The sequence below is a fragment of the Gloeothece verrucosa PCC 7822 genome, assembly GCF_000147335.1.
GTDB classification, from domain to species: domain Bacteria; phylum Cyanobacteriota; class Cyanobacteriia; order Cyanobacteriales; family Microcystaceae; genus Gloeothece; species Gloeothece verrucosa.
Genome location: NC_014533.1, coordinates 324,397 through 336,560, shown reverse-complemented (window position 1 = coordinate 336,560; position 12,164 = coordinate 324,397). Strand labels below are relative to the sequence as shown.

Here is a 12,164-nt window from a genome sequence, read left to right as displayed (position 1 = left end):
TTCCAATTTTTGTTAATATATTAACATATATATATACATAGCGTATTTTTCCTAACCTTATTGTTAAGTATTATCAAATAAAATTAAATAGCAGAGAGAATTTTCATGTTTATTTTTGAAACTGCCCCAACTAACTTTGTGGAACTGATACGGGCAATTGCTTTAGCCTACCATTTTAATTGGGATGCTCCTCGTACCTATTTACGCTTAAGTCGAGATTTTCATAACCTTACTATAGAAAAATTACAGCAAGATATTATTAAAGTAGCTTCTTATAATATAAAAGATTATGAAATTATACCTAATCCAGAAATTGTTTTTTTAATAGAAGTCATGGAAAATGAGCAAGGTATACAAGAATATTGGACTCCTTTAAGAATTGCTCAAGAGTTTGAATATCGTGAAGTTGCCTGGATCAATAAAGATGGGTTAATTATTGATGTTGATAGCGAAGGAACAGAAGAAGTTTCTAGGCTGTTGTTAGATTGGGGTAGTGCTATTGAACAACAACAATGGTTGATTAATACAAAACCGGCTTTTGGTGTTACTGCCACCTCTCGATATTTCCTTAATGTTTGGCACTATTCTCCTAGAGGTTGTTTTTTGTAAGTATAGCGTTTTTCAGTCTAGTGAGGTACAAAGTTCTTGGTTTTAGGGAACAGGGAACACCGGATCTGGGAACAGGGAACAGGGAACAGGGAACAGGGAACAGGGAACAATGAATTAAATTAAAGGTGTACCTCATTAATGTGAGAAAGGCTATATAAGTACCTGGACACTCATTAAAGTTAACTGTTTGGCAAGAGAACACCGGATCTGGTAACGGGAAAGGCTTTTAAGGCTTTTACATTTTTTAAGATAATGTACACGGAGTGGCGCGGAGCTAGGCTTTATTTATATCCAAATATTATGATCTTAGGAAACAAACCCTAAAACTCTTCCCCCACACCCTACGATGCTCCGCGCTACGCACAGTCGCTTGTGCGCGTCGGTCACCCTACACCCTACACCCCGCCACAAAGAACAAATTAAATGCGTGACAGCTTAAAAATTATCCCCGCACCTAACCCACCCTACAATTCTGCTATAGGGTACACGACATCCCGCTACGTTTCTAGGACTTACGCACTCTCCACGAAATCATTGGGGTTTGAGATTGTCCGCGATCATTATCTTGTTTGCTTGTATCTAGAATTATGCTATTCTCTTTTAAAGAAAACAAGAATCTGGTTTTTAGCTATGCCAGAAGCATCTAAACAAGCAACTGTAATTACTGTCAGTTGCCTCTCGGGAGGCTCAGGTAAATCAACGACTGTCCTAAACTTAGCCACTATGCTCAGTGGAAAAGGAAAAACCCTAGCTGTTGATTTTGATCCCCAAGGCAACCTCTCTCAATGGTTAGGTTGGACAGATTTAAGCAATGAACCTACTATTGCAGAAGCTATTCTACCGAGTAATGATCGTGTTCCCATTACTGAAATTATCAAAACACCCAAAAATGAGAATAGAAGCAATACTCTATTTTTAGCCCCATCGGATTTTAGTCTAGCTCATGCTGCTGATATCATTGCGCCTAATCCAGGGCGAGAAAGGTTTTTATCAAGGGCACTGAAAAGTATTACTGATGAGTATCAGTTTATCGTTATTGACTCTCCTCCTTCTAAAGGCATTCTTACTTATAATGCGATTTTAGCCGCAGATTTTTTGGTCATCCCCACAGAATGCACGAATAAAGGAGTTATGGGTGCTATTAATACTGTTCAGTTGGTGAGGGAATTAGCGGAAATTGATTTTGTTGTTCCCCATATTTTAGGTATTGTTCCTACTCGAGACCAATGGGCGGGGGCTAATCAAACTCGTATGAGTAAGGCGGCTATGAAAGCTTTAGAAGAATCTCTTCCTTCAATCCGTCTTTTTAGTTCTCTGCGTCAAAGTACCATTGTTCAGCAGACTAATATGGCGGGTTGGTCATTGGCCGAAGCCGGGGAAACTAAACTGTCTAAACCTTATGTAGAAGTGATTAATACTGTAATAGCGAAAATCAATGGTTAATTCTAAGAAAAAACTTTCAACTAAACCTATTGTTATCAATGTTCCTACACAATTTCAATCAGATTCTTCTTTGTTAGATTCAAGTCAACAAGATTCTTCTCTACCAGAAGGAACTCAACAAGACTTATCTAAACCTGAAGATAGTATACTTGATAAAACTTTACTAGAATCAACAAAACAAGATTCTAGTTTGCCAGAAACTACTAAGCCAGTAGAACTAATACAACAAAATTCAGTTGTACTAGAGTCAGCTAGTCAAGCATCTTTTAAACCAGAGCCTAATAAACTAGATGTAAATTTACCAGAATCAATAAAACAAGATTCTGGTTTGCCAGAAACTCTTAGTCTAGAATCAATTAGCCCAGAAGGTAGTAAGCTTGATGAAACAATGCTAGAATCAACAAAACTAAATTCAATTGTACTAGAAATAGCTAGTCAAGCATCTTTTAAACCAGAACCTGCTAAACTAGATATTAATTTATCAGAATTAGCCAAACAAGATTCTAGTTTGCCTGAAACTACTAATACCGATTCTGTTAGCGCAGAAATCAGAAAACAAGAAGACTATTTACTAGAATCAACAAAACAAGATTCCTTTTTGCCTGAAACCCCTAACCCTGATGTTTTACTAGACGAATCGAGTTTAATAGAATACAAAAAAGTAGCAATGCGTTTATCAGTGGTTGCCGCCGAACAGTTACAACAGTTGAGAGTAGCAACTGGCATTCCTTATGAAATTTTAGTTGATGTGATGATTCGTAATTGGGAAACTCTCCCAGTGCGGATACAAAATACTTATTTAAAACAAGCTCAACAGTTAAGGAGCCGCCGACTACTAGCAGGACAAGAAAAAACTCTCCAAACTATGAGAAAACGCTTAGGGGGTAATTAAGTTTTTAGAGCAGGAGGAGACTATTGATAAAGAAAACATGAACTAGGGTGCGCTACGCCACGCGCTCCTAATTTTTTTCTTCTTCACTTTCGCTATCGGTAAAATTGGACAACTGCTTCAATAAACTAGATACCAACGGAGATAATACAATCCCCATAGCCATGACAAAAATTAAGCCGCTAAAAAGAGCATAAACAGAAGCAAAAACTTTAGCGCTGGTGGTGGATAAAGAATTAATCGGTCCCATACCGCTTAAAATCATAGAAGCTTCCACTAAAGCATCCACCCAAGATAAATGATTCGTCCAATGATAGCCCAAAAGACCCACTAAAAGCCCGATCAAAATAAACAAAGTAGACAAAGCAAGATGACTCAAAAAATTGCGAATAAAACGACTTTTAAGCCAAGAACCTTCCGACAAGGTTTTTTCAGTTTCATTATCTTTTGTCGTCAGTTTTGATGTATGATATTGTTGAGAGACCTTTTCTATCAAAATTAAAGATTCTTTGGCTTTTTCGGAGAGTGATCTCATGAGCTTTTTAGTGGGATGAGATAAAATTGACTCTGATGGTAACGATGGTAATATAAACTAAATTTAGCAAAAACCATCACTTTAACTAATATTATTATATTTTACCATAGGCACTGATAAAATCTTCTTTTTCTTAATCATTCGTCCACTAAGTAGCTGGACATAAATAAAGCTCTCTGTATTAAGAAATGTAAAAGCCTTGAAAGTCTTACCTGTTGCTTGTTTCCCGCCCCCTACGATGCTCCGCGCTACGCACAGTCGCTTGTGCTAAGCTGTTACGCATCTAAATTATTAGTCCAGATAAAGAAGGGGGAAAGGGGAAAGGGGAAAGGATTGAACCTTTGTACCAAAAATAAAGTTATAAAAATTAAATGCGTCTTAGCTTAGGAGGTCACCCTGCCTAACTTTTAGACCCCTTGTTCCCCCGTCAGGTTTAGCAGTTTAACGAATTGTAACAAATTGTTAAGACAATCCTAAAACCCGAAAAGCTTTGTTGAATCCTATTTAATAAGTTCTCCTATCTAGGGAAAACTGAAACAATCTTGCATAAGTAGGAAAAACAAGGAAATTTAATGGCTATTAATCCCCTTTCTGAGCAAAATTCCTCAAAAGCCCAACCCATTGCCGTCATCGGTCTGGGCTGTCATTATCCTGGAGCAAGCGAACTCTTGCAACTATGGGAAAACATTATCTCTAGAAGATGTCAATTTAGAGAATTTCCTGACGAGCGTTTACCTTTGTCAGAATATTATGACCCAAACCCTACCACCGCCGATAAAACCTATGGAAATCGGGGTGCATTTATTGATGGCTTTCAATTTGACCCGGTAAAACGCCGCATTCCTAAAAGCGCTCTCGATAGTACCGATATTGTTCATTGGTTAGCCCTAGAAGTTGCGATTAAAGCGGTCGAAAATGCCGGTTATCAACGGGAAACCGTCAGTAATAGTCGTTCCGGAGTCATCCTCGGCAATACCTTAACCGGTGAACATACTCGCTCTCATGTCATGCGTTTACGCTGGCCATTTGTGCGAAAAGCCTTGCGGGAAGCCGCCAAAGTTAAAGGAATGTCGCCTCATTTAACCGAAGAATTAGTGGAAATTATGGAAAAATTTTATAAATCCGTATTTCCGCCCATCACTGAGGACTCTTTAGCGGGAGGGCTTTCTAATACGATCGCTGGCAGGATTTGTAACTTTTTTAACTTCGATGGTGGCGGCTACACAGTGGATGGGGCTTGTTCCTCTTCTCTGATTGCGATCGCAACGGCGGCTAACGCTCTCCATCAGGGTGATTTAGACCTTGCCTTAGCCGGTGGTGTAGATATTAGTTTAGATACCTTTGAATTGATTGGGTTTGCCAAAACAGGGGCATTAACCAGCAAAGATATGACAGTCTATGACCGTCGTGCAAGCGGCTTTATTCCGGGTGAAGGCTGCGGCTTTGTGGTTCTCAAACGCTTAGAAGATGCCCGCAGGGACGGTAATTATATTTATGCAGTCATCAATGGTTGGGGAATTTCATCCGATGGAAAAGGCGGCATTACAGCCCCCTCTAAAATTGGGCAATCTAAAGCTCTATTGCAAGCTTATAAAAAAGCCGCTTATAGCCCTCAAACCCTACATTTTATCGAAGGACATGGCACCGGTACACCGGTAGGGGACCGTACCGAAATAGAAGGTATTGCCTTAGCCATGAATCATTACGGGGATACTCCCCCTCGAACTTGTGGCATGACTTCCTTTAAGTCTCTTGTAGGACATACAAAAGCCGCCGCCGGTGTTGGGGGTTTTATTAAAGCCGTGATGGCCGTGAATCAACGAGTAGTGCCTCCCACAGTGGGCTGTAGTGAACCTCATGCCGTTTTTGAGCAAACCGCGCAAGCTTTATATCCCATTGTACAAGGACAAATTTATCCTCCCACAGAAACGCTAAGAGCCGGCGTATCTGCTATGGGCTTTGGTGGCATTAATTGTCATGTTACCTTATCATCGGGCGATGCACCGGCTACTGCTCTAAAACCCGCTATCCCCGAACGAGCCTTATTAGTGTCTAATCAAGATACAGAACTATTTATCCTGACGGCTTCTTCTATTTCCCACTTGTTGCAACAGATACCCACTTTAATTAAAAAAGTGCAGGGGATGAGTTTAGCCGAATTACCCGATTTAGCCGCTCAACTAAGCCAACAAATCCAGACACACTATCCTTTAAGAGCCGCTATTGTTGCCGGTACGCCGCTAAACCTCAAAGAAAGTCTGCAAGAATTAGAACAAATGCTGCGAGATAATCCTCCAGCACCTAGCCAAGTCCAACTATCGGCACAAAAACATATTTGGGTTGCTCATCAAGTACAGCGTACTCGAGTAGCCTTTCTCTTTCCGGGGCAAGGATCTCAACGCTTAAACATGGCACGGCGAATAGTGGAGCGTTATACTTGGGCACAAGACTTTTTGCGGCAAGCGGATCAATGGTTACAAGAGGAAGGATTTGAACCCATTAGCCCGATCATTTATCGTCCTCTAGATCGGGCCATCGATCAACAACAAGTTAAACAGTGGTTTAATCGCTTAACCAGTCACGCCCCGACTACTATTTGTTTTATCTCTTTACTGTGGCAAAAATATTTAAACCGTTTAGGTATCCAACCGGTAGCCGTCGCCGGACATAGTTTAGGAGAACTAACCGCTTTTGCCGCCTCTGGGGCTTATGATGAAAAAACCTTACTGCTGTTTGCCGCCTTACGGGGACGAGTAATGAACCAACCCTCCGGCAAAGTGGGAACGATGGCGAGTTTAAGTTGTTCTCGCCTCAAAGCCGAGGAATTGATCAGAGGAATTAGTGGCTATGTTGTCATTGCTAATCTCAATAGTCCTCAGCAAACCGTCATTTCAGGCGAAATCGAAAGCGTACAAGCGGTTATTCAACGAGCCGTCGCTCAAGACATTCAAGCGCGTCAATTACCCGTCAGCAATGGCTTTCACTCTTTATTAGTCTCAGAAGCCGCTAATATTTTAAAAAAATCTGCTCCAATTCCTGCGGAATTGAGTAACGTCCGAGTGTTGTTATATACAAGCAAAACAGGGCAGCAGGTTTTACCAGGCATCAACCTTAAAGAACACTTTGCTGATCAAGCCGTTGCTCAAGTCGATTTCATTTCTTTAGTCCAATCACTCGCAACCCAATGCGACTTGATGTTAGAAGTGGGACCCGGCCAAGTTTTATCTAATTTAGCCGCTCAAATTAGCGAATATCCGCTATGTTTACCGCTAGAATCCAAGCCTGAATCCTCGCGTGATTTCAACATAGCTATGGCTGCTTTATTTATACAAGGAGGACAAATTAATTGGCAAAACTTTTATGAAAACCGTCTCATTCGTTCTTTTACTCCGGCTGATGAACTAATGTTTATTGACAATCCTTGTGAAAGACCTTTTGCTGTACATCCTGAAGAATTAGAAGCCCTTTCTGTCACGCCTGCTCCTTCGGAAAACCTAGAGGAAATTGAAAGAAAAGTGGCTCAATTATCAGAAGATGAAGTTACACAAGTTTTAGGTAATTATTTTGCTCAAAGAAGTTCATTCTTAGCCGAATTAATTCAAGCCGACTTACAAAACTTTCCCTTGATGAATCATCACTAATAGAGAGTATAAGCCTATGAATCCTATCCCATCCTCTAATCAACCTTTACCTCAAGAAGAAATTGTCAATTTTTTATCCTACTATTTCAGTCAAAGAGGTTCTTTTCTAGCCCAAGTCATTCGCGCTGATCTTCAATCTCTCTCCCTGCTAAAAAGCCCTACACCGGCAAAAATCAAGTCTAATGGACAATTAAAAAAGCACCATCATGATGAAAACCAAGCCACTGTAAACAGCCAGCATAATCCTTACCACAACGGTACTGCTCGTAAAGAAGATAATAATTATAACTCTACTATAACGGTTAACGGGAAAAATGGAGCAACTGCAATAGTAAACTTAAAAAACCCTTCACATAATGCTCCCGTAACCGAGCAACAAAGACCGGTCAATCTAGAAATAGAAAAATTGCTGATTGACTTGATAGTAGAGCAAACTGGCTATCCGGTGGGAAGTTTTAGCTCTGAGGCCAAACTCTTAGACGATTTAAATTTGGACTCTATCAAAGCCGGTGAACTCATTGCCAGCGCAGCTAAAAAATGTGGCGTTGCAGGAGCAATTGAACCGACATCTTTAGCCAATGCAACCCTCAAAGATGTTGCCACCGCAATTCGAGAAGCAATGGGAGACTCAAAAGCCCCGGTTTCTTCTGAGCCAGCCGTTTCAACAGCTAAAACAACTGTACCGAATTTCGGTGAGTTATTATTTCAATTACTTGAACAACAGACTGGCTTTCCCCGTGAAACACTCTCTTTAGAAATGCGGCTACTTGATGACTTAAATTTAGACTCCATTAAAGCCGCCGAATTAATTGCATTAGCCGCTAAACAAATGGGGATTGCCGGCAAATTAGATGCTGCTAGTTTAGCCAATGCGACGTTAAAAGAAGTAATTGCCACACTGGAGGGAGCCTGGCAAGAATTAAATCCAAATCCTACATCCGTTATTGCTAAACCGGCTCCGGTAGCGGCTCAACCTTCTAGCGAGCAATCTGTCAGTTGGGTGCGGAACTTTGCTCTAGAATATATCCCCAGTGAACCGCTTTTAGAGAGAGAAACCTCATGGGCTAAGGCTGAAGTATTATTAGTGGTTGATGAAATAGACCAAGTTTTAGTTAAAGCCTTGGCCGAACAATTACAAACTGTTCATGCCTCTGTGCAAACTGTCACCTATCAAGAGGTTGTTCATTTAGGCAAAAATTTCTCACACTATATTGCACTATTGCCCCAAACAGTTGCCCAGTCAGAATTACCTCTTGAGTCTATGGCTTTGCGGCTATATAGCCTCGCCGCTCATAGCAAAAATAATCAGGATGCTTGTATTACTTATGTGCAATTTGGCGGGGGCAAGTTTGGGACTGATGAACCTGTGCATCCCCAAGTGTGTGCGGCTTCTGCCTTTGCGCGGAGTGTGCATTTAGAACGTCCCACCTCAAAAGTACGGGTAATTGATTTAGCCGCCACTCTTTCCCCAGAAACCGCAAGCGCGTTAATTCTCAAAGAAATGGGCGGACAAGAGGCTATCGTGACAGTAGGATACGATAAAAATCAAACCCGTTTATTACCCCAATCTCGCCTAACTCAACCCGTCAACTATCAACCCCGTTCTCTAGAGTGGTCAAAAGAAGATGTCATTCTCGTGACTGGCGGCGCAAAAGGAATTACGGCAGAATGTGCCCTAGCTGTTGCCCAAAAAACCGGCGTTAAAATGGCTTTAGTGGGTCGTTCTGCGGTTCCCGGGGCGGCTGATGAGCAAAACGAAATCAACCAAACCCTACAGCGCTTTACAAAACAGGGTTTAACTTGCCGTTATTACGCCTGTGATATCGCCAACCCCGAGTCTGTCAGCCAATTAGTACAAATCATTAACCAAGAACTGGGAAGCATTACAGGGGTTATTCATGGAGCCGGATTAAATCAACCGCGCCGGGTAGAACAAGTGCCCTTAGCCGAGGCCATCCGCGAAGTTTCTCCTAAACTCAAGGGTGCGAATAACTTATTACAAGCTTTAGTCAACACCCCCCCCAAACTTTTCATCGCCATTAGTTCTATTATCGGTGTCACTGGAATGCCTGGTAACGCTTGGTATGCTTTTGCTAATGAAGCGATGGCTCAACTGTTGCGGCATTATGAACAGCAACATCCTCAAACCCAAACCCTTGCTATTGCTTATAGCGTGTGGGATGAAGTGGGGATGGGAGTGCGTTTAGGGAGTGTCAAACATTTAGAACGGATGGGTATTGGTGCAATTCCTCTGGTAGAAGGCGTTAACCGTTTCCTGCATCTGTTTGAATGTGACCCGAAAATGTCTCAAGTCATTATTAGTGCGCGTTTAGGCGGCTTAGATACCTGGACACCGGTTAGCTTACCTTCGGCTTCTTCATTGCGCTTTATCGAAAAGGTTCTCTATGTAGAGCCGCAAGTTGCCCTAACTGTAAGGACTCATCTGAGTGTAGAACGGGACTTATATGTAAAAGACCATATCTGGCGCGGTTCTTACTTATTCCCTACAGTATTTGGCCTAGAAGCCATGTCTCAAGCGGCGGCTTATGTTACTGGACAACCCCAACCAGAAATCATCCGCATCGAAAATATTTCTTTACGTCGTCCGGTGGTTGTTGACCCTACCCTTGGGGTAGATATTGAAATCCAAGCCGAAGTCTTAGAAATTGACGCTAATGGGGAGCAAAAAGTTAAAGTAGGTATTCGCACCGAACAAAGCGGCTTTAATAGCGATCATTTTTCTGCCACTTTAGTTTTAGGAAAACGTCAAAAAGGAGCAAAAATTCAGCCACTCACCGGCGAACTGTTAGCCATTGAACCCAAAACCGACCTATACGGTAGCCTCCTATTTCAAGGGCAATTATTCCAACGTCTTGAAGGCGTATTTACCCTAAGCCGCGAAGAAAGCTTACTCAAATCTCAAGTTTTTCCTTCGAGAGATTTAAAAGAAAGCGGCTTCCCTCAAGGACAAGGAACAGATTTATTACTGGGTGACCCCTATTTCCGGGATGTTCTCTTGCAGTCTATGCAGTTAAACATTCCCCAAGACATCTGCTTACCAGTAGAAATTGCCGAAATACACCTGTTAGAAAACCCTTCCCTAGCTCAAGGAGAGCGTATTATTACCGCCATCCTCAATGAAAAACAAGGACGGGAGTATATTTGTGAAGTCATCGCCACCACTCGCGACGGAGTCATCGTAGAACATCTCAAAGGTTATCGCCTGCGGATTTTAGAAGAACATCCCGAAAACCCCTCGGCTGTTGAATTAGCCGCTCCTCAACAACGAGACGAACAGAAACTAACCGCCAAACTTGAGCAAGCTTGTCAACAATTAGACCTTGTTCAACCCACGTTAGTCTTAGAATATATACCACAACTCGGTAAAAAAGTCAAGCAACAACGGAAAATATTAGAACAGCCACTAATTAACCGGGCACTGCAAAAACAACTCAACACCGACAAAGTCAGCTTTAAACTCAAAAGCCTTCCCTCTGGCAAACCTCAATTAAGCGGTCCCCAAGTGGAAGCCCTAGAATTATCCTTATCTCATGATTCACATTACTGTGTTTGTGTTGTCGGTGAAACCTCCCAAGGTTGTGATATAGAATCCATTACGGACCGTAGCCAAGAAGATTGGATCGCCTTACTGGGATCATCACGTCAAAACCTCTTAGCGGCATTCGTACAAGGCGGAGATAACATCAATCAGGCAGGAACCCGCATCTGGTCAGCCTTAGAAGCCTTACATAAAGCGGCTAATAGCGGTCGTCCTAAACTAGAAATCGTCAAACGCCAAGAGGAAGTCGTCTTACTCAAAGCCCAAATGGAAAAAGAAGCTTACTGGGTAGTGACTTTCCCTGTACAATTAACCCGTTATCCTGAACGCATGATCGCCATCGTGGTGAGTCCCTTACAAAAACCCACCGTCACCCCGGCAGTAGTAGATGATGTTCAATCGATCATCTTACCCCATAGTCATCGAGTACAGATTACCGAAGACGGTCCCCAAGGACAACCGGTTTATGAGCATCGCTTTCAGGTATCATTCAAACAAAGTTGCAGCATCAGCCGCAAAGTCAGCGTTTCTCAATACATTGGTTGGGTCGGAAAAATACGAGAATTACCCATGAGAAGTATGGCCTCTCATATTGTCTCAGACTTCACCAGTGGCGAATGGGGAATGGTAACCAATGCTGTTAGCTTACGGATTATAGGCGAAGTCAGTTCTTATGATACCGTCCAGGCCCGTTGTTGGTTAGGAAATGTGGTTAACTCTTCCTTTGACACCTATATCGAATTTTGCAAAATCTTACCGGATCAAAGTTTAGAACGAGTTGCCCTAGCAGAAGTCAAAGCTACATGGGTCCGCTTAGTCAGCTATGGAATTCCCACGCCAGAACCTTTCCCCGATTACTTGCAAAAATACTTAGATCACTTTGCGGCTAAGAAACCTGCTACTATTGACCTAAAAAATGCTCCGACGGTTTCCTTACCCTCATTACCTGCATCTTTAGACAGCTTTGAACCTGGAAAAGTCATTTATCAAGTCTCTCCTCAAGAACATCGTTATGGACACTTACTCAAATCTGAAGTCTTTCAAACCACATTAGAAGAATCCAATTTTGTTGGTAATGTCTACTACGGTAACTACTTTATATGGCAAGGACGAATGCTAGATTTATTCCTGTATTCCGTTGCGCCTGAGTATTTACGAGTGTCTAACGCCCAAGGTGAGATGATTCCTCTATATAGCCGCATGGACTATTTACGGGAAGCAATGCCTTTTGACAAAGTACGAGTCTATCTTTACGTTCAATCTGTCTCAGAATGCGGCGCGCGTTTCACCTTTGAATTTTATCGTGAAATGCCCGACGGTCGTCAAGAAAAACTACAAGTAGGACAACAAGAAGTAGTTTGGGCGAAACGTAACCCAGATGGAACACCTGTAGTGACACCTTGGCCTCAACCTGTATTAGCGGCGTTATTAAATCAAGCGGGTATTTCTAACCCTGCTATCTATGCTTTCGCTAATTAATGTAGCGTT

The 12,164-nt window shown here is 42.1% G+C and carries 6 protein-coding genes; 5 read left to right on the top strand and 1 reads right to left on the bottom strand.

The features are described from left to right. Positions 1-105 precede the first annotated feature (105 nt). The 3 genes from CYAN7822_RS28575 to CYAN7822_RS28565 all read left to right on the top strand — a co-directional run bounded on the left by CYAN7822_RS28575 (position 106) and on the right by CYAN7822_RS28565 (position 2,944). On the top strand, positions 106-609 hold the full coding sequence (locus CYAN7822_RS28575) for a hypothetical protein (protein WP_013334449.1): 504 nt from the start codon (positions 106-108) through the stop codon (positions 607-609). Between the two features lie 423 nt (positions 610-1,032). Further along, positions 1,033-2,052 carry a ParA family protein gene (locus CYAN7822_RS28570; RefSeq protein WP_245602813.1) on the top strand — a complete coding sequence of 340 codons (1,020 nt, stop codon included), beginning with the start codon at positions 1,033-1,035 and terminating at the stop codon, positions 2,050-2,052. Then, positions 2,045-2,944 (top strand): hypothetical protein, encoded by a 900-nt coding sequence (locus CYAN7822_RS28565; RefSeq protein WP_013334447.1) that lies wholly within the window; start codon positions 2,045-2,047, stop codon positions 2,942-2,944. Before CYAN7822_RS28570 ends, CYAN7822_RS28565 begins: the two co-directional genes overlap by 8 nt. A 67-nt stretch (positions 2,945-3,011) precedes the next feature. Here CYAN7822_RS28565 and CYAN7822_RS28560 read toward each other — a convergent pair whose 3' ends face one another. After that, positions 3,012-3,476, bottom strand: coding sequence for a hypothetical protein (locus tag CYAN7822_RS28560; RefSeq protein WP_013334446.1), 465 nt, complete (start codon positions 3,474-3,476; stop codon positions 3,012-3,014). Positions 3,477-4,048: 572 nt separating this feature from the next. Here CYAN7822_RS28560 and CYAN7822_RS28555 point away from each other — a divergent pair. Both CYAN7822_RS28555 and CYAN7822_RS28550 read left to right on the top strand, forming a co-directional pair. Beyond that, positions 4,049-7,117 (top strand): type I polyketide synthase, encoded by a 3,069-nt coding sequence (locus CYAN7822_RS28555; protein WP_013334445.1) that lies wholly within the window; start codon positions 4,049-4,051, stop codon positions 7,115-7,117. A gap of 16 nt (positions 7,118-7,133) precedes the next feature. Beyond that, positions 7,134-12,155, top strand: coding sequence for an SDR family NAD(P)-dependent oxidoreductase (locus CYAN7822_RS28550; protein ID WP_013334444.1), 5,022 nt, complete (start codon positions 7,134-7,136; stop codon positions 12,153-12,155). Positions 12,156-12,164 lie beyond the last annotated feature (9 nt).

Coding starts and splice junctions, on each gene's coding strand:
- CYAN7822_RS28575 (WP_013334449.1), top strand. CDS start 106: ATGTTTATTTTTGAAACTGCCCCAACTAACTTTGTGGAACTGATACGG.
- CYAN7822_RS28565 (WP_013334447.1), top strand. CDS start 2,045: ATGGTTAATTCTAAGAAAAAACTTTCAACTAAACCTATTGTTATCAAT.
- CYAN7822_RS28550 (WP_013334444.1), top strand. CDS start 7,134: ATGAATCCTATCCCATCCTCTAATCAACCTTTACCTCAAGAAGAAATT.
- CYAN7822_RS28555 (WP_013334445.1), top strand. CDS start 4,049: ATGGCTATTAATCCCCTTTCTGAGCAAAATTCCTCAAAAGCCCAACCC.
- CYAN7822_RS28570 (WP_245602813.1), top strand. CDS start 1,033: ATGCGTGACAGCTTAAAAATTATCCCCGCACCTAACCCACCCTACAAT.
- CYAN7822_RS28560 (WP_013334446.1), bottom strand. CDS start 3,476: ATGAGATCACTCTCCGAAAAAGCCAAAGAATCTTTAATTTTGATAGAA.